This window comes from Halonotius sp. GCM10025705, assembly GCF_042662885.1.
GTDB classification, from domain to species: Archaea; Halobacteriota; Halobacteria; order Halobacteriales; family Haloferacaceae; genus Halonotius; species Halonotius aquaticus.
Genome location: NZ_JBHSZD010000003.1, coordinates 115,969 through 136,060, shown reverse-complemented (window position 1 = coordinate 136,060; position 20,092 = coordinate 115,969). Strand labels below are relative to the sequence as shown.

At 53.6% G+C, this 20,092-nt stretch carries 17 protein-coding genes and 4 pseudogenes; 9 read left to right on the top strand and 12 right to left on the bottom strand.

From position 1 onward, the window contains the following. Positions 1–34: 34 nt before the first annotated feature. Complete coding sequence (locus ACFQJB_RS14990) at positions 35–388, bottom strand: hypothetical protein (RefSeq protein WP_379728664.1); 354 nt, start codon at positions 386–388, stop codon at positions 35–37. A 334-nt stretch (positions 389–722) separates the two neighbouring features. After that, on the bottom strand, positions 723–1,403 hold the full coding sequence (locus tag ACFQJB_RS14985; protein WP_379728508.1) for a rhomboid family intramembrane serine protease: 681 nt from the start codon (positions 1,401–1,403) through the stop codon (positions 723–725). Positions 1,404–1,786: 383 nt separating this feature from the next. On the opposite strand from ACFQJB_RS14985, the gene ACFQJB_RS14980 reads away from it, so the two are divergent. From ACFQJB_RS14980 to ACFQJB_RS14965, 4 genes and pseudogenes are all read left to right on the top strand, one after another. Then, positions 1,787–2,452 (top strand): helix-turn-helix domain-containing protein, encoded by a 666-nt coding sequence (locus ACFQJB_RS14980; RefSeq protein WP_379728506.1) that lies wholly within the window; start codon positions 1,787–1,789, stop codon positions 2,450–2,452. 306 nt (positions 2,453–2,758) lie between these two features. Then, positions 2,759–3,591: pseudogene (locus tag ACFQJB_RS14975) on the top strand (hypothetical protein). 2 nt (positions 3,592–3,593) lie between these two features. Continuing rightward, positions 3,594–3,905, top strand: a complete 312-nt coding sequence (locus ACFQJB_RS14970) for a hypothetical protein (protein ID WP_379728504.1) — start codon at positions 3,594–3,596, stop codon at positions 3,903–3,905. Next, the gene (locus ACFQJB_RS14965) at positions 3,905–4,552 is read left to right on the top strand and encodes a ribonuclease H-like domain-containing protein (protein ID WP_379728502.1); all 648 of its coding nucleotides are present in this window, start codon (positions 3,905–3,907) and stop codon (positions 4,550–4,552) included. The genes ACFQJB_RS14970 and ACFQJB_RS14965 overlap by 1 nt, the downstream gene beginning before the upstream one ends. A gap of 211 nt (positions 4,553–4,763) precedes the next feature. Here ACFQJB_RS14965 and ACFQJB_RS14960 read toward each other — a convergent pair whose 3' ends face one another. Continuing rightward, positions 4,764–5,270, bottom strand: coding sequence for a response regulator (locus ACFQJB_RS14960; protein WP_379728500.1), 507 nt, complete (start codon positions 5,268–5,270; stop codon positions 4,764–4,766). 201 nt (positions 5,271–5,471) lie between these two features. Between ACFQJB_RS14960 and ACFQJB_RS14955 the strand changes: the two are divergent. Then, positions 5,472–5,664: pseudogene (locus ACFQJB_RS14955) on the top strand (ABC transporter permease); the annotation flags it as partial. A 153-nt stretch (positions 5,665–5,817) separates the two neighbouring features. Then, positions 5,818–6,459: an alpha/beta fold hydrolase gene (locus tag ACFQJB_RS14950; protein WP_379728662.1), complete on the top strand. Its 642-nt coding sequence runs from the start codon at positions 5,818–5,820 to the stop codon at positions 6,457–6,459. A 214-nt stretch (positions 6,460–6,673) separates the two neighbouring features. Here ACFQJB_RS14950 and ACFQJB_RS14945 read toward each other — a convergent pair whose 3' ends face one another. The 4 genes and pseudogenes from ACFQJB_RS14945 to ACFQJB_RS14930 form a co-directional block, all read right to left on the bottom strand. After that, complete coding sequence (locus ACFQJB_RS14945; RefSeq protein WP_379728498.1) at positions 6,674–7,741, bottom strand: threonine ammonia-lyase; 1,068 nt, start codon at positions 7,739–7,741, stop codon at positions 6,674–6,676. A 62-nt stretch (positions 7,742–7,803) separates the two neighbouring features. After that, positions 7,804–9,327 carry an amidohydrolase family protein gene (locus ACFQJB_RS14940; protein ID WP_379728496.1) on the bottom strand — a complete coding sequence of 508 codons (1,524 nt, stop codon included), beginning with the start codon at positions 9,325–9,327 and terminating at the stop codon, positions 7,804–7,806. 125 nt (positions 9,328–9,452) lie between these two features. Beyond that, positions 9,453–10,817 (bottom strand): cytochrome P450, encoded by a 1,365-nt coding sequence (locus ACFQJB_RS14935; protein ID WP_379728494.1) that lies wholly within the window; start codon positions 10,815–10,817, stop codon positions 9,453–9,455. Next, positions 10,814–12,124, bottom strand: a pseudogene (locus tag ACFQJB_RS14930) (cytochrome P450); the annotation flags it as partial. The gene ACFQJB_RS14935 and the pseudogene ACFQJB_RS14930, both read right to left, overlap by 4 nt. A 428-nt stretch (positions 12,125–12,552) precedes the next feature. On the opposite strand from ACFQJB_RS14930, the gene ACFQJB_RS14925 reads away from it, so the two are divergent. After that, complete coding sequence (locus ACFQJB_RS14925) at positions 12,553–12,798, top strand: hypothetical protein (protein ID WP_379728492.1); 246 nt, start codon at positions 12,553–12,555, stop codon at positions 12,796–12,798. A 151-nt stretch (positions 12,799–12,949) separates the two neighbouring features. Here ACFQJB_RS14925 and ACFQJB_RS14920 read toward each other — a convergent pair whose 3' ends face one another. From ACFQJB_RS14920 to ACFQJB_RS14900, 5 genes and pseudogenes are all read right to left on the bottom strand, one after another. Then, positions 12,950–13,132: a hypothetical protein gene (locus ACFQJB_RS14920; protein ID WP_379728490.1), complete on the bottom strand. Its 183-nt coding sequence runs from the start codon at positions 13,130–13,132 to the stop codon at positions 12,950–12,952. A gap of 254 nt (positions 13,133–13,386) precedes the next feature. Next, positions 13,387–14,072: pseudogene (locus tag ACFQJB_RS14915) on the bottom strand (helix-turn-helix domain-containing protein). A 353-nt stretch (positions 14,073–14,425) separates the two neighbouring features. Then, positions 14,426–14,857: a hypothetical protein gene (locus ACFQJB_RS14910; RefSeq protein WP_379728660.1), complete on the bottom strand. Its 432-nt coding sequence runs from the start codon at positions 14,855–14,857 to the stop codon at positions 14,426–14,428. Positions 14,858–15,082: 225 nt separating this feature from the next. Next, positions 15,083–15,694, bottom strand: coding sequence for a hypothetical protein (locus tag ACFQJB_RS14905; protein ID WP_379728658.1), 612 nt, complete (start codon positions 15,692–15,694; stop codon positions 15,083–15,085). Between the two features lie 235 nt (positions 15,695–15,929). Next, positions 15,930–16,508, bottom strand: a complete 579-nt coding sequence (locus ACFQJB_RS14900; protein WP_379728656.1) for a helix-turn-helix transcriptional regulator — start codon at positions 16,506–16,508, stop codon at positions 15,930–15,932. Positions 16,509–16,651: 143 nt separating this feature from the next. On the opposite strand from ACFQJB_RS14900, the gene ACFQJB_RS14895 reads away from it, so the two are divergent. Next, positions 16,652–17,314, top strand: a complete 663-nt coding sequence (locus ACFQJB_RS14895; protein ID WP_379728654.1) for a hypothetical protein — start codon at positions 16,652–16,654, stop codon at positions 17,312–17,314. Positions 17,315–17,786: 472 nt separating this feature from the next. Next, on the top strand, positions 17,787–19,955 hold the full coding sequence (locus ACFQJB_RS14890; RefSeq protein WP_379728652.1) for a type B DNA-directed DNA polymerase: 2,169 nt from the start codon (positions 17,787–17,789) through the stop codon (positions 19,953–19,955). Positions 19,956–20,092 lie beyond the last annotated feature (137 nt).

Sequence of the window (20,092 nt, the reverse complement as noted above, 5' to 3'; positions counted from 1 at the left end):
ACATCACCCAGAATTTTGTCCAGAGCATCCAGAATTAGCTTATTTTGTCTGTTAAATCCTCAAAAAATGCTTTTTTTAGGATATCATCTTCTTCATCTATTTTTTCACCATAGAATTCACCACTTCCAACTCCTATAATACCCACATTCCTACCATCATGGAAAATAAGTGCCTGGGTTGGTTGTACTGTGAGATTATCACCTTCCCCAGGGAAATCAGCTATCGACTTTGGCCCATCTAAGTCAGGATTTAGTACAACATGCCACTCCTTGTCCTCACCGAAACTAGATTGAAATCGCTCGGTGATAAGCCCGGTATCTGTCGAATCTTCTAGGTCAACATATTCTGTTAGCCGGACAAAAGAATTCACAGAGTCGGAGGCATCCATACTTCAGTAGTAACATTCGGGACATTTGTAATTTAATGCATAAGTCAGTGATATAAATCAGAAGGGTATCGTGAGCTGGCTGAGAGTTTGAATGTTGGTCTATTGCTGGATTTGCGCGATCTATTCAGCAGCTGGCGAATCAATCTAAACGCTAATTGAGGGATAGCCGAGTGACCGACAGAGAAGAGGTACGTAGCAACTGGTCGTCGTTTGATTTGCTCCATAAGCGATGAAAGAGCCGTTAGGTAAACGTGCGAATTAATTCACATGACCAACGAAAACTCCCGAATCATCTGAGGGAAGAGGAATCACATACACTTCCATCTGTTAGCCGTTAACGGCTAGTGTAAAGTAGTGCGACGGTTGCCCCGAGAATCATACCGGATAAATGGGCGATACCTGAAGCTCTTTGTGAAAACGACAGATATGGTGTGAAGTCGTTGAGTAGTTGTCCGATGAGGATAATGAGTGCAGCGAGAATAAGTCCAGGACGATGATCTGTTGGTGATGTAACTGTGGGAGGGCTCCCGTTGAGCGGTTCCAGCAGTGCGATGACCGCAAAGGTAACGATTGAGAATGTTGCCCCACTCGCTCCGACCATCCCGCCTGTGATGCCTTTGATGTTGTATTCAATTACCTGAAATAATGTGGTGATGAGTCCAACTGTGAACAGGAATGTGAGATACTGTTGTGTATTGAGGCGGCGTTCGACGATACTCCCGAAAAGTAAGAGTTGTCCAGCATTTGCGAGGAAATGGGTGATACTGACGTGTGAGAGCATCGCTAGAATCCACCCAGGAGACGGGTTTGCTGTTGCGATGAACCAGTAGGTGGTTGTTGACTCGTCGAAACCAAGCGGGACGTACCAGATGATGACGTACCAAATGAATAAGAACGCGAAGACAGTTCGTGTAATCTTGGTGTCGGCAAACCACGTGTTGATTTGATCTTGAACTTGTCGCAGGCTTTGCTTGGTACTGGTTTTTCTCATCCCTAATTGTGAGTAGTGTTGCATAGAAGACTTGTAACGATGGTTGTTTTACGATCTTACAGACAAATCAGGCAACGCTGATTCTCGGTGAACAGTGTGCTGTATTCGTACCCTCTATCTTCCACTCAATTTTCTCCTGCAGACTATCGCTTGCGCGCTCGATACAACGACACTCTGTGCGGCAGCGACCTTTGTGGGGTGTTTCTGCACCAGGTTCGCTTAGAGTCGCGTCCCGGCCCGTGCGTAGTCGTAGGTTTTGTGTTGGATTTCAGCTTTGCTCGTCTAACGGTAGGTAGACTCCGTAGTAATCGGGCATTGCTGAAGTTCTATGTATTACTATCTCTTTAGAGATAACTACGAACAAGAGTACGGCCGCGAACAAGGCACTACCTACAATGATCGAATTGATGGATGCTACAGCTGGAAAGATTGTCTTAGCAGTCAAACGTGGGGATTCTATCAACCACATCGCGAGTAAGATCGATGTCTCGTACTCGTGGGTATACGACTGGGTTGAGCGGTTAGAAAATGCAAATATTATCGCTAATACCGATAACGGACTTCAGATCATCGATCACGAGATGCGCCAGCAGTACGCCGAGATGATGGCTGCGTTGTACAGCCGCGACACCATCTCGCAGGACGACGCGTACGTCATTCCACACTTCGCTGGGATGGAGTTTGCGTTTACAGAGATAGATGCTGCGTATGTCTGGACACAGGGCGGCTACCAAATCGCGCGGAGCCACGACGACTATCCGGTGTTTATCGAAGTCCACGACCGTGACATCGAACGGTGGATGGCGTTCTTCCAGCAGTTTGGTGTCGAGACGACACTCAACGAGCGTCCAGACGCCAACGAGGTCACTGGGAATGTTCACTACGTATTGTTCCCGAAGACAACCAGTATCGAAACCGAGTGGGTCGACGGTAACCCTGTCATCCCGTTAGAGGATGCAATCGACCAGATGATGGAGAATCACCCAGCATACGAGCCCGCCTTGGAGATCATCGCCGACAAGTACGACAGAGATATCGATGCGTCACACCACGATCCGCCGAGCCCAGATTAACCAACAAACCGCTCGTGAATTTCATTTTGTTGGTTAAGCCATCAGCGTAGGTTGCGACTTGTTCTGGAAACGTTCTCGGAAATAGTCGCTCATTTACAGAATCTCTACCATAGGAGGCAGTTTACATCCGTCTCGTCCCCTTCCCTGAAGCACGGAAACATCACGCCGCGAGTTATCGGGGACAGTGATAACTAGTCGAGTATGCCACCCCATTCAACCTCGAACCGATTGGCGGTCGACCAGCCGACCCGCGACGCCGACCGTAATCAGGCCTTCGCTGACCAAGCCGATCCGGCTACTGACGAGATGCTGTTGCCGCAGCTCGACGACGGCATCACGCTGCTCGATGTCGAGGAAGCCGTGGCGTCCCGATCCTGCAGTCGCTCGTCCTCGATCATCTCCTCCTGCACGATGGGCCTGCCTTTTGGGTCGACGCAAACGGTCACGCAACAACGACTACACTCGCCCAGATCGTCCCCAGCCAACGGTTGCTCAACCGAATCCATGTCGCACGCGGGTTCACCGCCTACCAGCACTACAGTACCGTCTGTGATCTCCCAACGGCGGTGAACAAGACTATCCAGGCATCGACCGCCAGTCCCGGCGCAAAGAGTCGACACCCACCAAATCGTAGCAAGGACACCTCTCCCCACACACCTGCCCTCGTCGTCGTGCCGGCCGTCGACTCCCAGTACCGCACCGACAATACGCTCGGTGAAACGGACGCGGAAACGCTTCAGGCCCGAACGCTGGCACGGCTGTCGAGCTACGCCGATGGGTACGACATACCCGTGCTCGTTACGCGAAACGAACGAAACGAATTCACTGAAGCAGTTGCGACGGCCGCCGATTACCACCTGGAGTGCGAACAGACTCGGATGGGACCACGGATCGTCGGCGAGGACTTCGAGACGCTCGTCTATCCCGTTGGCGACGGCGCGTACTACCAGACGACGTTCGCGTATTGGCGGCAGCTGCTCGCAGCGCGTGCCACACAGGTCGGTGTGGAACCGACGACGACGGCGGCGTCGACTGCCAAGGGCGTCGGGACAGGCGTCACAGCCACCGGTGAGACAGTGGCGGCCACCGCAGACCCGCTACTCGATGCGTGGACGGCCACCGGTGGAGGGGGACGATAGCAATGGGACGTACGAATCCGACATACAGAGACGCGCTGCGGGCCATCGAAGAGCGGTGGGCAGCGTTCCGCCGGGCACTCCGTCGGCGGGATCAACCACGATTCGACCGGCTCTTCGAGTACGCACGGGAGCACGCTGATGCAAGCGGGCTGTTGAACCACCAGAATCCACTCCTGCCGGCACTGTTCAGCATCGATCTCGAACAGGAGGCCCGAATCGATGACCACGAACAGCGGCTAGAAGAAATAGAGCAGGCATTAGAACACGAGGAACTGCTAGAATCTGGAGATGAAACACAGGAGTGCGATAAGTGATGACACACTTAAAGACAGTCGCCTTCGACATCGAGACAACCGGGTTCCACACGACCGATCAAGTAACCGTCATCGGATTTGATGCCGACATCAGCTCACGAGTCTTTCTGAACGCCGGCGACCGTGAAACGCCGAGTTCTCTTGCCGAACGGCTGGACGAAGAAATGAATCCGGCCGTCGTGCTCTCGACACATGAGAGCGAGGCAGCACTCCTAGAAGCAATGACTGACTTCGTGGAATCGAACCTCACCACCCAAGAGATCAAGCTGGTCGCCTACAACGGCGAAACGTGGAAGGGTGGCTTCGATCTCCCATTCGTCCGGACACGGCTCAATACTCACGATATGGAATGGCCCTTCATCGGATTGCCGTACATCGATCTCATGGACGTTTTCGAAGCCCGGTTCAATACAACTGAAACGTCGCTTACAGCGGTGTACGAGGAATTACTCGGAGACGATCTAGGTAAACTGGATCCGTTCGATGACAGCGGCGAGGCCGTTGATGCGTGGGAACGTGGAGATTTCGAACCGATTGTACGTCACAATGTGGCGGATATTCGACGGACACGAGCCCTGATGGAGGTGGCTGAAAGATACTGCTCGAAGTCGGATTTCTCGATGAAATCACTCGATCCCGTCGCGTGATAGTGCAACAGTCCCGTGAAGTATGTCGGGATAGATATAATTTTAGAAGATAGTGCAAGATGTAGAGTTTCTATGTAGCAGTCGGTAATGCTTAGTGTCAAATCGTTGTAGACCCTACAGCGCGCCTCGTTTAATGGTTGGATTACTCAAATAATTCAATCAAACAGAACTATGCCGGAGCCTGATTGGCAACATCGTTTTGAAATAACTGTTAGGACAACTGATATAGTTCAACAAGCAGTGAGATCCGATTTGCTAGCATACGAAAACCTGATGGGTCAGATGATTTCTGGAGAAACGAATCAATGCCCGCCTCAAGAGCTTCCGAAGCGATCGTATCGCTGTCCTTACTGGTAAATAATATGAATGGAACCTCTGTGCTGTGGGATGCGACCTGCTCGTAGAATTCCAAACCGTCCATTGTGCCCATCTGGTAATCGCTGACGATACAGTCAACCTCGTTGGCCTTCAGATATGCTACCGCAGCTTGTGGATCTGACCGAGTGATAAGCGTAACATCGTCAAGTTCCTTAGCGAGATATTCGCTGGTAAGTTCAAGGAAAGCACTCTGATCATCGACATGAAGAACGGTTGTACCATTACAGGAGGATTCACCTCGTTGTGTATTTTTTTGTCTCAGTTGGGGGAATCCATAGTTCTCCCTACACCCCGTAATTGATATATCCGTTTTGTATGGTAAAACCGCCATCTTAATCATATCAATACCACCGATGGGTCGACAAAGGCTTCCATAAATTGGTAGTGATATTCGATTGGCTCCTCAGTTTCTCTGTGAGCTTGTGGGTTTGTCTATCCAGCCCGAGATCTGTATCGTATAATTTGCTGTATTTGCACTGTCTATTCAGCAGTTAACGAATTAATTTATACAATAGTTGATAGATAGTCGAGTGACCGATACACCTACGGCGTAGACGGTATCCGCGCTCTTCATGCGCGGACAGGACGTGCTGTCGGTCTTTGAGGTTACGGCGTTTACTGGACTCTGGAACACCGTCGTCCCTGCCGTTGCTGTGCTTCTGGGGTTCAACGTCGTTCTTGGCGGCAGTGCCGTGGCACTCCTCAAGCGAGCTTCGAAGTCTGAAGTTCAATAGAGAGTTCTCTCTCTGTTTTCGCTACCGGTTGGACGCATATTCGGAATTAATAGTGGCCGAGTGCCAACACCGACAGTAGCTGGTTCACACTTAAACGGCCGAATAGCTGAGAGACAGGGTTTCACCCGCCCTGAACCAATCACAATCTGCACTATGCAGACAGTCGCTTCAGCAGACGGAACCAGTATCGCTTTCGAACGTCACGGAGCAGGCCCGCCACTGATACTACTTCACGGTGGCTCCGCTCCGCAGTATTGGAAGCCAATCGTACCACGACTTGCTGACGATTACACTGTAATTATCCCGCACCGACGTGGCGTTGGGGAAAGCGGTGACACCGAGGAGTACACCCTCGACCGTGGCGTCGAAGATATGCGTGCGGTTATCGATGCAGTGGAGGGCACTCCGGTGCTGTTTGGCCACTCCTTTGGCGGTCTCTTAGCACTCGAAACGGCTCGGACTGCATCGGTCGAGAAACTCGTTGCGTACGAACCGGCGGTTCTCGTCGGCGAATACAGGGAGAAGGCCGATCTCGCTGGACAGATGCAGGCACGAATCGATGACGGCGACCGTCGACAGGCCATGAAATTCTACATCCGCGAGGTCATGCACGGTGGCGACATCGATGATCTCGACGGTTGGCTAGCCGAGTGGCCACCTTGGCCCGACATCGTAGCGTTGACCGAAAACGTCGCACGAATCAATCGCGCTATCGAGCAGTACCAACTCCCCGATTCCATAGACATCGATGCACCGACACTTCTACTGACTGGGACTGAGGACCGCCTCACCTGAAAGACGGTGTTCGTGCGGTGGACGATGTTCTCTCGGATAGTCAACTCGTGGAATTCGATGGAATTGGTCATGGTGGCCCGACGGAAGCACCTGATCGTGTCATTTCAGAGGTTCGGACGTTCATTGAGGAGACTGAGGCACCTACTCCTGCGGGAGCGGACTAATCTCAAACCACTCCAACAGGTTCGGAATAGCCACACAGATCCGGTCTCGTTCAGGCGGTTTTAGAAACTAACGTCTCAAGTTTCTCAAGGTCGATATTCCGACCTGAAATCGGGAAAACGACGGTAGCACCCGAAAGTTCGTCCCCTCGCTGTCGCATGGCAGCGAGACTCGCTGCACACGCACCTTCCATCGGGATCCGTTCACCTCTGTAGAGATCACCAACACCCTGTTTGAGGGCATCTTCACTCACAAGCTGGAAGTCATCAAGCCGATCACGAAGCAGCCGCGTTGTGAGCGCGAACGGCACTCGTGTGGCTATACCCTCGGCAAAGGTTTCCATTCGGTCGTGTGGTTCAAGATGATCGTTCGCCCAAGCCCGATACATCGCCGGTGCAGCCTCGGACTGAGCACCGATTACAGTGGCCTCGGTCAGTGCCCCGACCGTGAGGCAATAACCCGACGCACTGGAGCCACCGCCAACCGGACAAAACAGATAATCAATATCAGGCAGTTCTTCGACGATCTCCAGACCTGCTGTCCCCACGCCAGCGACGAGTGCAGGCTCGTTTGCCGAATGCACGTATCGATAGCCCTTCTCGGAGGCTAACGTTTCCGCCTGGACGCGAGCTTCATCGAAGTCGCCGCCGTCGAACAGCACCGTCGCACCGAGACGCTCCATCGCTGCTACCTTGGCCTGATTCGCATCCTCTGGAACCACGATTGTCACTGGGATATCGAACTGGCGTCCGGCGTAAGCAATGGATTGTCCGTGATTACCTGTGCTGGCAGCGATCACACCTGGGTCGTGAAACTTGGAATCAAGTGTAGAAAGCAAGTTCACGCCACCACGAACTTTGAACGCACCGGTCGGTAGCGTATCTTCTCGTTTGAGATATACCTCAGCGTCAAATTCGGCAGATAACGCTTCACTCCGAACCAATGGCGTTTTCGGGAGATGCCGACTGACGCGGTTGCGGGCACGCCAGATGTCAGTGGTCGTCGGCGGGCTCAGCTCATGGTACGGAAACACAGTCGTTTCGTCCGGTGATTCAACTGGATCCTTTGACATGGTTACATAAATTATAGCGTGTAATAGAGGCGCGTCTGTAACGCTCATTCGTGACTGGATGTATTTGAGGATGGTGGTGGGACCTCATGATCCATCCGCTGTTTTACTCATTACGGTGAGAGTCGCAGTGTGTCCTTGATGGACTGCAACGCGTATCTAGCGGCCATGCGCGTTGGGCCACGCTTGGGCGCATTCCGGACGACCGACCATGTGCTCGGTGTTTCGGTTCCATCATGATCGAACGACCATTCTGTGTCGGCCTCGAACCGCTCCATCGCCGCCTCAACCCGGGCGAGGACGGCGTCTGAATCCATCGTCAGTACGTCCCCGTCACGCATCAGCAGCTCGCCGTCAACGATCACCGTCTCTACATCGGCCCGGGTCGCCTGGTTAGCCACGTGGGCGTAGATGTTGTTGATCGGCGCGAACTTCGGAGAGGAAAAGTCCAACACCAGCAGGTCTGCCCGCTTGCCCGCTTCAATGCTGCCGATCTCGTCGCCTATATTCAGCGCACGTGCTCCCTCGATGGTGAGCATGCGGACAAGCTCCCGGGACGTAAACTGTCCGTGCCCCCATTGGAGGTTTGCCGCAAGTCGAGCCTGTCGGGCCTCTCCGAGCAGATCGTATGAATCGTGCCAGTAGTGGTCGTCAATGCCCAGTCCGACATCAACGCCTGCATCTAGCAGGTCGGGGACGGGCGTCCACTGCATACCTGCATCGGGGTTCCAGTAGCTAAAAATCGACGCGCAGTGTGCGACGCCGGCATCCGCGTTCGCCGTCCGCTGGATGTCCTGTTCGTCTGCCACCCGGAAGTGAGCCGCAAGCAGCCGGTCGTTGAGGAGTCCAGTATCTTCCAGCAGATCCAGCGAGTCGGTCGCACCGTTAGACCGGGCAATCGTATTGCTCATCTCCAGTTCGAGCAAGTGCGTGTGGACGAGTACGTCGGGGTACTCGGCGGCCACCGACGCAGTCCGCTCCCAGAGTTCACGGGTACACGACCAGTCGTCGTGGGGACAGATCGTCGCCTGTATCCGCCCGTCATAGGAACCGTGGTACGCTTCGACGAACTCCCGGGTACGGGCAAACTGCTCGTCGACCGGGATGTCCCAGAACAGGTCTGAGATCACCGAGCCGAAGAATCCCCGCAGGCCAGCCTCACCGAAGACATCCGCACCGAGACTCGGACGAGTGTCCATCGAATTCACCGTCGTGACCCCGCTGGTGAGAAAATTCAGTGCCGCGAGTTTGTATCCGGCCTTGCAGAGATAGTCAAACTCACCGTCGAAGAACCGGGTATAGAGAGGCGTATTGTACCCCCACAGTTCGAACTCACCCAGTTCGCTGGCACCAGCAATCGTCGGGGTGAGTTCGAGATGTGTGTGGGTGTTGACCAACCCCGGCATAACCAGTTTTCCCGAGCCATCGATGACCACGTCCGCCTCCATATCGGCGTCGCTATGGTTCGATTCCCGCACCGCCACGATCTGTCCATCCCTGATGCAAACCGTTCCCTGCTCGTACAGTTCCTTTTCGTCGTCGACTGTCAGCACGAGTGCATCGTGGATCACGATGTCTGCGTCGCCTGCTGAGCTGACGGCACCACCGGACGACTCCTGAGCTGTTGGTGCTGTCATATGTTGATGTAGGGACTTAGAAGTATAGCTAATGGAGGTGTTTCAGGATCTGAAACGTGATGAGCTTGAACACACGAAGTTATGCCCTGCTATAGATGTTATTCGGAGACCTCAGTTCTGTGGGTTTAGGGGTGACTCTCGCCGTTCGAACCGTACCTCAAGCGCCTCGGCGGGGAGACCGTTGACCCGATATCAATGTCGACGGTCTCATACTCGTGATCGATGTGACAGTGACGGACGATTGTTGCGAGCGCAAGTTTGAGTTCCATCTGTGCGAACCGCATACCGATACAGTGTCGAGGGCCGCCACCGAACGGGAAGTACGCATACTCCGGCCGGTCACCCGGTGGCTCCGAGATGTCGTCCCACCGTGATGGATCAAAGACTAGTGGATCATCCCACCAGCGGTCGTCTGTATGGACGTAAAACTGCGGCAGGACAAGGTATGTATCCGCTGGCAACTGATAATCGCCGAGTAGGACATCGGTGTCCGTCTCTCGAAAGATGGCCGCTGCCGGGGGATACCGACGCAGCGTCTCTTGAATCACCTGCTCGGTATATTCCAACGCCGGTAGATCCAAAACCTCCGCATGTGAACCGTCGACAACATCGTCGACTTCATTTCTGAGTCTGCCAGCCACCTCCGGCTTCCGACCAAGTTCGTATAACGCCCACGTCAGCGCAGTCGCACTGGTTTCATGCCCGGCGAACAGGAACGTCACGAGTTGACTCCGAATCTCACGCTCTGTAGGGCCTTCATCATCGCTATCCATTGCCGCGACGAGCAGCGATAAGAGGTCCTCTCCACCCGCTCCGTCGGGTTGGTCTGAGAGAAGTTCGTCGATGACGGTCTCAAGCTCGGCGATCCCCTGTTTGTACCGACGGTTTCTCGGGGTCGGGAGCCACTCGGGAATATCGACGGAGACTGGGCTTTCACTACTCCGCTCACGGATCGCCTCAGCCCCTGCGCGTATCGCCTGTCGGTGCTTCTCGGCTTCGATGCCAAACAATGTTTTCCCGAGTACTCGGAGCGTATACGTGGAGGTTACCTCTGTCAGATCAACTGGGCCATCGGAGGCTGCCCACTCCTCTGCGGACGCAGCTGCGTACGTTCCCATTGTCTCAGCGTATGTCTCGATGCGATCCTGATAGAACAGTGGCTGCAGGCGTTTCCGTTGCTGCTGCCACTGCTCGCCATCACTCAATAACAACCCCTCGGAGAGAATATCGACGCCCCCGGCGTCGGCTGGCTTCCGGTACTTGTCGAACGCTTCGACCAAGACCTCCTTGATATTTCTCGGATGCAGTACGGCGGCCATGTCCGTACTCCCCATCGAGAACCGAACGATATCGCCGTAGGTTGCCAGATCCTCGTAGAACGCATAGGGGTCACGAGCAAACGAGACTGCGCTTCCGACCAGTGGAACGCCTGACCGTTTCGGAGGGAGGTTCCCCTGCTGGTCTGTGTCTTTGTCTCCATTGTCCGTCATTTGTGAATCACCATCCTAACATCGTCAGCAGGCTGTAATGTCAATTCCATGTTTATCTCGGGATCGGCTGAACTCACGAGTTCGAAGTCCACGTTTCGGGCGAGAATCGGGATGATATGTTTCAGTTCCATCATCGCAAAGTGCATCCCGATACACTGGTGGGGGCCGCCGCCAAAGGGGAAGTACGCAAACTCCGGTCGCTGGTCACTCCGGTCGTCGGCAAACCGCTTCGGACGGAATTCATTTGGAGCCTCAAACCACCGCTCGTCAGTGTGGACAGTGAACTGTGGGAGGAGCAGTTTCGTCCCTTCAGGGATTCGATACCCGCCGAGTCGTGTTTCCTCGGTCGCTTCGCGGAATAGCATTGCCGCGGGCGGATACAGCCGCATCGATTCCTTGGCTACCTGTTCCGTGACGGAGAGGTTAGAGAGATCCGCAGCCGACGGCGGGCCGTCCAAGACGGTCGTAACCTCCGTCTGTAATCGGTTGCGTTCTTCGGGGTTGGTTGCTAAGAGGAGCCACGTGAACGTCAGTGCCATCGCCGTCGTCTCGTGACCGGCGATCAGGAACGTGATCAGGTGATCGTGAATCTCCTCATCGCTCATCGAATACTCGTGATCGTCCTCCTTTTCGAGCATCATCGTCAGGAGGTCGTCGTACTGGCTTGGATTGTCGCGGCGTTCTTCGATGAGTGTGTCGACGGTCGCATCGAAAGCCTCCATCGCCTGCGTGTAGCGGCGGTTCCTGTGTGTCGGCACCCACGACGGGAGGAGCATCTCAACGGCCCCGAGACCACTCATATCAGCCATCGCTTGCAGTTCGTCGGCAGCGTCAGTGATCACCTGCCGGTGCTCCCCGAGATTGAAATCAAACAGCGAGTTCGTTAGAATCGACAGAGTCAGCCAGGAAAATTCCTCGTTGATTGCGACTTCCTCGCCGTCGTCCCACTCTGTGACCAGCTGTTCTGTCGCCTCAACCATCGCCGAGCTAAATCCTTCCAGCCGATCCAATCCGAACATCGGCTGGAGAAAGTGTCGCTGTTGTTTCCACTCCTCCCCACGGGTGAAGGTGAGTCCTCGGGGTGCGATTTCATAATCGAGGAGCTCTTTCAGTTCATCGAAGTTCCATCGCTCATAAGTACCTTGTCCCAACAATACGTCACCGATGTAGTCAGGATGAAACACAGCGACAGCATCGATACGCGGGAACTCACAGTGGACGAGGTCGCCGTAGCCTGCAAGCTCGTCGAAAAACCCCATCGGCTGCTTGAGATATTGATGTGTATTTCCTACCACTGGGAAGCCATCGGCCCCGGTGGGAGTTCGTCATCGCCACGCTCCGGAGCTGAACCCATGGTATCACCTGTCATACGATTGTGAATGACCAATATTAGAGATTTCCACAACGGAAATCGTGTTACAGAGCAGCGCGTCAAGTGCCCCGAAGTGTGAGCCTGTGATCATATATCGACGAGTTTGTGACCACGATTAATAGAGTGGTACTGACCGTTTCAGGAGCTGAAATGTTGCCTGTACGTGTTTTTATGCTACTTCCGAAGGTACACCCGATGAAGCGTCCAGCATCCAACGATACCTCAGGGCTGGCATCGGTCATTCCCCCTCTCGGTGGGGGTACCAGCGATAACTCCCGTCGGATCCTCGCTGGCGGCGGATATGGAATCGCTCTGGTAAGTGCGCTATGTAGCGTTATCGCTCATGGAATACTCCCGGAACAGATGCGAATCCATTGGACACTCGGGATCGGGCCGTACTACGGGCCGGAATTTGCCTCAACAGTACTCATGCTCACGGTGTTCCCGGTAGGGATCGCCGTGGCGGCAAGTCTCACATGTGTGGTAGATGCGAGGCTGCGAGATGCGCCGGCTTTTGCTGGTCTTCGGGCGGTCTACATCATCACCGTGCTAAGTACGCTCGGCATCCTGCTTGGAGTCCATATCACGCTCATCCTCGGCAACCTGTAACACAGCTTCAGACTCAAAATCTCATTTTCACCATCAAGGGTGCTTTAGTCATCGCTTGGCAACTGTTCTTCAGATGTCTTCCTCACCGCTATTCATTGAGCATTCAACGGGCACCCTCGATACAGACAAAATCATAACGGAGTCGATCCCACTAACCAAGCTTATCGGCCTCGTAGGGGTGGTCGCGCTGATTCCGTTTGCGGTTGCCTCGACCTTCCGTGTTTTCGAGGGTATATTTATTCTGCTCACGCAGTTCATTCTCGCTGTCGGATCCGGTATCGTTTTGTTGTATATTATCACCCGAGCTATCCAACTCGCTGAGGTGTGATTCCATGCGAAAAGTCGGACTCTGGGTCAATGTAATTGGAGTCACGATCAGCTTCATCGGAACCGTGCAACTCCTACTCCATGTGACAAGTAAATATCATTCCGCTATCCAAGATATTGGCTCAATAGCGGTGGGCTACCTCGGAATCATTTTATTCGGGGTGTCGATATCGGTCACCGGCGGCGCACTCGTGGTGGGAGCCAAAGGATGAATATGCGTCAATTGAATAATTACCAGGGAAATTCGAAGCACATGGTGGTTCACTCTGGGAGCGGCGGCCACGTTGTCGCCACTGTTTCTTCGATAAGTCTCGTCTGAGCACGCCGTAATCGTTCGGAAACCGATGAGGCAGAAATATCTAACTCAGCCGCGACTTCTTGCAGCGAGGCTCGACGAGGGATATCGAAATAGCCCATCTCGTAGGCTGTCCTGAGTGCCTCCTGCTGATGGTTGGTCAGTCCATCACCAGGCGGTTCGGACTCGCCGTCACGAGTGAGACGAGACAGTTGAAAATCGGCGTTCTGTTGCCAGAACGAAGAGAATTCGCTGAATGCGTCTCGGGTGGCAAACCAACCCGTTTGTCGCCAGCCGTCCGGTAATACCTCGATCCGTTCGATAATCGCGTCTGCTCAGCAAGCGACTCAAGACCCGCCAGATCATCTATATGATCGCCGAGTTGTTTCTCGAAACTAAGTGCCGGAACCACCTGATACCGACGCGTGTCACCTGCCTGTCCAATAAGCGTCCACTCAGCGACGTCGTAGGCGTCAGTTAGCGCGTTCGCTACCAGTTTGTGCGACCCGTCTGTTACGGTCACGAGAAAAAGCGGTCGTTCTCCATGGTTGAATTGCAGTTCGAGGAGTATCGTTGCCTCGGGTACTGTTGCTGCGACCTCGACGAGCGGGAGCGCGTCGCAGTTGATCTCGAATTCAGCGACGACCCTCATATTTCGATGGTAGCAGTCGATACTATTGGTAGCGTCGAAAGAGTTGGGTAATACGAATCGATTCACGGTGACTACACCGACAGGAATCCAAGGGTTGAGAGCTGCCAGCAGAACGCGAGGCCCAGGAGAGACAGCACCATCTGGTGGATGCGTGCAGGCAGTGACAAGTATCGGTACCGCCATGCCAGCAGGGCACCGGCAGTCTTCCCGAGCGTCAAGACCGCGATGAGATACGGGGGAGTGAGTGTGATTTGCATCGGTAGCGGTCGTGTGAAGATCGTGAGATCGCCGCTGGACTCCAAGATCAAATAATGGTACTGTCGAAAGATCCCTCGCAATCAGTGGTTGTATGCTCAACAACGGCCGAGAGTACCGTATACGACGGCTGGCACGGATTTATCACCAACTGTAGCGAAGGTGATATCCAGTCCAATGGTGATGCATGACTGGTCACCAGCGTCTTCAGTCAAATCCACGTGGATGGGTGGGTCATCGTCGGATTCTGAAATATGTGCATACAGTTCATATGCTCCTGCTTCACTCGGTAGATCTTCCGGATTAGCGAACGGATTTGCCCCAGCTGGAACTGACACTGATTGCCAGTACGCAACATCTCCGTCTTCTACCAACAACACGCTTACCTCAATTTCACGATCGATACGGTTTCGAATCGTTATCCCCGAGACCGTCACTGTTGAAGCAGGTTGATTCCCAAACCCCACACAGCCACTGAACGCGCTGGTGATCGCAGTGCCACTGAGTTTAATCATTGACCGGCGATCCATATTCAGGTTTACCAGATGGGCTTGTTACGGATTCCGATACCGGACAGAGCCGAAGCAGCTCTTAGCAGAGTACTCGCGGTGTTCACGAAACACTTCCTCACAGCCGTCTCAACGAAACGATGGTGGCAGTCACAGCGGGGTGGTAAAGCCTCCAAAACAAAGCGAGATACCTCAACTAGGAAAAATAATAGGAGCGGTGACAGTGGGTAGTTCGGACAGCCAGTTCTACTTGTCACCCTCCGATGTGTCCATGGTCACGATGAACGTTTCACCAGCCTGTGAGCCGGCTGTGCTCGCATTGATGTGGAACTCTGTCGACTGTTCAGCAGTGTAGGGTGAACCGGTCTCCGCAGTATTCTGAGTGTTCTGGTTCAGTTCGTAGTCGGTTCCGTTTACCGATACATCGCCCTCGCCACTGGCAGTTATAGAAATGGCGTTTGAAGCGTTGAGCGTCACTGGTTCATCGGTTGACGTGACCGTCTGCTCATCGACATTGACGTGGGCCCTAACCAGTGTATCCTCTGGTGATTCGAGGGGTGCGACATCAATATAGACGGTATCATCATCTAGTTCCGACGCCCAGACTTCAAAGTGAACCGCATCATTCCCTTCGACGTAGCTTTGCACGTCTTCATCGGCCCAAGCTGTCTCGATAGCCTGCTCGGCCGCTTCATCAGTTACTTCGTCAGGATTGGCGATATCGACAGTGTAGTTAGCGGGCAGTGCAGCAGCCGACCCGGCGTCGGCTGCAGGAGTAGTCATAGTCGTGGCTGTGACACCGCCCGCTCCGAGAGCGAGCAGTGCCGCAACCGCGAGGATCAGTGTTTTGTAACGCATGAGTTCTTGCACCATATTTGCGGCGAGCTGGGACACACGTGACTGAGCCCCGTGTGTGCGTCAGGGGGTGATCATGCCACGTGCCCCAACTCGCCGCGCTTGGATGTTGTATGAAAGACCAGATAATCGTTGATTGGAAAGAACCCCAAAAGAGGTTTGAAAACTGTTTCAGGCTTTCTTCCCTCCGGTTTTGATAGTAGATGTCACGGAGCCAAACGATCAAAATCGTGCTGGTTCACTGTAGGTGAATCGTATTTCCCATGCCACTCCGTTTCCGCGCGACGAGTCCTCGATGCTCCAATTTATCTAAAGTACGGCTAACGGTGGCCTTGGATAAGTCTGTTCGATCGACGATTTTTCGTTGTGCTAATTCTCCCTCGCTTTCAATCAATAGCTCGTAAATGATCTCTTGATTATTTGCGAGGCGATCCAAATTTTCCTCCCATCTGTCCACCTGGTCACTAGTGACAGGGGCAGTGGTTGTAGCAGAGACTTCCGCACCGCCGTCAGTTGGTACATCATGTGTTGGACTCTGTGGTCGGATAGACGACCGGTCAGTAGATGTAAAGACATATTTCTGATCGTGTAACACAAGGTAGGTTCCACTCACGCCGCAGATGAAAGCAGCACCGACGAGCACCGCGACTTCTTCATAGGTGAAATATTCACCCACACTCACCGTTTCTGCACCGTTCTCTCCAAGAGATATCATCACTTGCGACGGAGAGATCAGTTGAACAGCCAATACGAGAACTGCCGCCAGAAAACCAACGGCTGCTAACAAATGAGTATGTTGGAGGGCCCTTAGGCGCATGGAAAATAATTCTCTCAAAGGGAACTTATGCCTAACGAAATAATCGGGTTAGAAGGCTTGAAACGCCTGTGAAACACGTTTCAAACCGATTTCGAACGCGTTTCATCCAAGCGTTCATATGCTCTTTCAACTACATACGATACATGAACAAAATCATTCGCTCGCGCTTGCTCCTTCTTGTCGGACTAAGCATACTCGGCATTGGAATAGCAGCAGTTGGAACCACTTTCATGATGCCCGAGCAGCTCGCCACCACTGGGACAAATTCAGAATTCATCGTTTCTGATGAGAACGTCACGTTTACAACTGGAAACGAGTCAGAAATCCTCGTACATAACACATCCAACCTGAGCCAGATCTCGATAAGAGAGACAGAGACTGGACACTTCTCAATCAGCACAACTGAAAATCAAGTCCTGAATGCTTCCGAACGCGAGCGGGCAAGAGAGGTAGCACTGGACAACTCGACGGTAGCTCAAGGACTGGATAAGATAGACGAGTACGAAGTTTCTGTCGAGCCAATCCAGCAGGTTACACTCTCTGACACTACTTCTCAATCATATAACATTAGCATCAACAATTCGAGTGAGATGTCCGGTGATACCTTTACAATCAACGAGACATCAGTTGAAAGACACCAAAGTGACTCAGTCACGATTAGTAGAGATTCTAATTACGTTGCCGACAGTGCAGTAGTGCGTATCCGAGAGCAGAGACAAGGGGGCTCAGGAGAGCTGATCTACGTGATTGATGTCGACCTGTCGACCGACAGAGTCACCGAGGTTGTAGATTGGCGGTCGATTTGAGGGTTATCTATGGAATAATTATTCTCTCCCATGATAGCACAGGGTCAAGTTGCGATGAAATGAGGAGCAAGTCTTCGTCGTCGATGGCAGCCATACCAACCGTATGACCCCGATTGCTCGGTGAACCGCCTCGGGGTCAAGCCCCGAGGTACTCGCCTTGTTTATCTGTGGATTCAGCAACAATCAGATCGTTAAATCAGAGGTATCGCCTGCTTCAACGTCGACATCTCGATAGCGATATCAGATACCAAGTTGGAACCATGATTTTAACCAACAGAACGACCAATTAACAAGAATGTGTTGGTTAAGAATGAAGTGGGATATCCGGAAAATCAATCTGGAACCGGAAGTTTTCGGAGAAATTGAACAGATCAAGGTGGGAATCGTATTCTCGATCCCTTTGAGGAAACCCGGAAACAACACACCGTAGTTTATCTGATATTCGGATGTTCTGTCGATTGTTGAATAACACATGCCCTTCACAATCGATTTTTTGGACGACGGTCGGGTCATAGAATGGGAGACAACCAGCGACAGTGCCGTCCCAAGAGAACGGGACGACTACACCTCGGGCTTCTACGTGGCTCCTCGTGATCCTGACGTTGACCTCGATCTCACGACCCTCAGATCCGTGTACGAGCAGCACCCTGATGTCGTCGCAACTGAGATGGTTGCACGACGACCCAGCTTTCGAAGAGACGAAGAATCAGTCCTCTCCGTTGATGTCGCCCACATCAACCGGATTACCCCACTCGCCCGGCAGACACGCCAACTGTCGGAGTATCCAATCGGCGATCTCACCTGCTTCAATGTCGATTTCTCGAGAGAATTCCGCTACTGTCTAGAGAACGGTGTTGATCCGACGCCTGCCTGCGAGTTGTCCACGCTCCGACTCAGCGTACCGGTAAGTGAAACAAACAATGAGATCTATGGGAAGCTCTCAGTCGACGGTGACACTATCACTGGGTCACCGGTGGAGATTCTGAACATCGTGCAAGCAGCACTCGAAGAATACGATCCAGATATTTTGATCTGCTCAACGAGCGAGATTATCCCAACCCTCCACGAAATGGCGACAGAAGCCGGCGTGGATGACTTTTCGATGAGCCGGTTGACAAACGTGGGCTATCAGCAGCTAGCGAGCCGGTCGACGTACTCAAGCTACGGTCGTGTTGGCCACTCGCCGGCGAGGTACAACGTGCCTGGTCGGGTGATCATCGACGAGTCGAACACGTTCTTCTACGGAGAAACGAACCTCGACGGCGTCCTCGACCTCGTGTCGCGCTCGAAAAAACCGATTCAGGAGCTTGCGTGGGCGTCGATCGGAAACGTGCTCACGGCGATTCAAATCTGTGAGGCTCATGAGCGCGATGTCCTTGTCCCGTGGAACTCCTGGCGACACGAGTTTTTCAAACCGATGGGGACACTCCACGACGCCGACCGCGGCGGCTTCATCTTCGCGCCCGAGGTTGGCTTACATGAGGATGTTCACGAACTTGACTTTTCGAGTTTGTACCCGAACATCATCTGTACGCGAAATGTCTCACCCGACGTTATCCGGTGTGACTGTCACAGCGACCGTGAGGATGTCCCCGAGCTCGGCTACTCGATCTGCGACGAACGGGGCTACCTCGTTGACGTGCTGGAACCGATCATCGACGCTCGCGACGAGATTAAGGAGGCGATCCGCCGAGAGAAACAGCGCGAAGATCCTGACGAAGAACACCTGGTGGAACTCGAAGGGCGGTCGAGCGCGCTCAAATGGATTCTCGTCGCTTGTTTTGGATATCAGGGATTCAGTAACGCGAAGTTCGGTCGCATCGAGTGCCACGAAGCCATCAATGCGTTCGCTCGCGAAATTCTGCTGACGGCGAAACAACGACTGGAGGCCGGCGGGTGGCGTGTGGTTCACGGGATCGTCGATTCGATCTGGGTGACGCCCGATCCCGCCGTCGACGACGAGGATCGCGATGATCTCCGCGCACTCGCAACGGAAATTACTGAGCATGTCGAGATCCGACTCGAACACGAAGCTCACTATGACTGGGTGGCGTTTGTCCCACAGCGTGAGAGCGATGCCGGCGCGCTGACGAAATATTTCGGCAAGGTCGCCGGCGAACACGACTTCAAGATCAGAGGCATCGAGGCTCGTCAACGCTCAACGCCGACGTTCATCGAGGACGTCCAGCGTGATTGTCTCAAACGACTCGATGCGACCCGGTCGGCGGACGCGGTGCTCGGACTGCTCGAACGAGCAATCGACGAACTGCAGGCGGGCAACGTTCCAGTCGAGAAGCTCGTCGAACGAAATCGTATCTCCAAGCCGCTGGAAGGCTACTCACAGAATACCCAAAACGTGGCCGCGTTGAAGCGGGCTCGGGAGCAGGATCTCGCTGTTCACCCCGGACAAGATATTGAGTACGTTGTCGTCGACAACGAGAAGACCTCCCGAGAGCGGGTCGCGTTGGCTCACGAAGAGATCGAGTCGTACGATGCGTCGTACTACGAGACACAACTCGTCAGGGCTGTCGAGAGTGTGTTGTCACCGCTCGGATGGGACAGATCCGAAATTCGCCGAGAGCTCTCCGCTGAGAGGGATGCCGTTTTGACCTCGTTCGGCGCCTCTAAGGAACGATCGTAGTGAACCCCACCCCTGGTTTCCGACGTTTCGATCCGACCCCACGTTTCCGACGTAATTTTCCACCCCCTCGGTTCCGTCGTTTCTTCACGCCACACCCCAGATTTCCGTCGTCCGAATCCATTCAGTTGTGGGGTGCA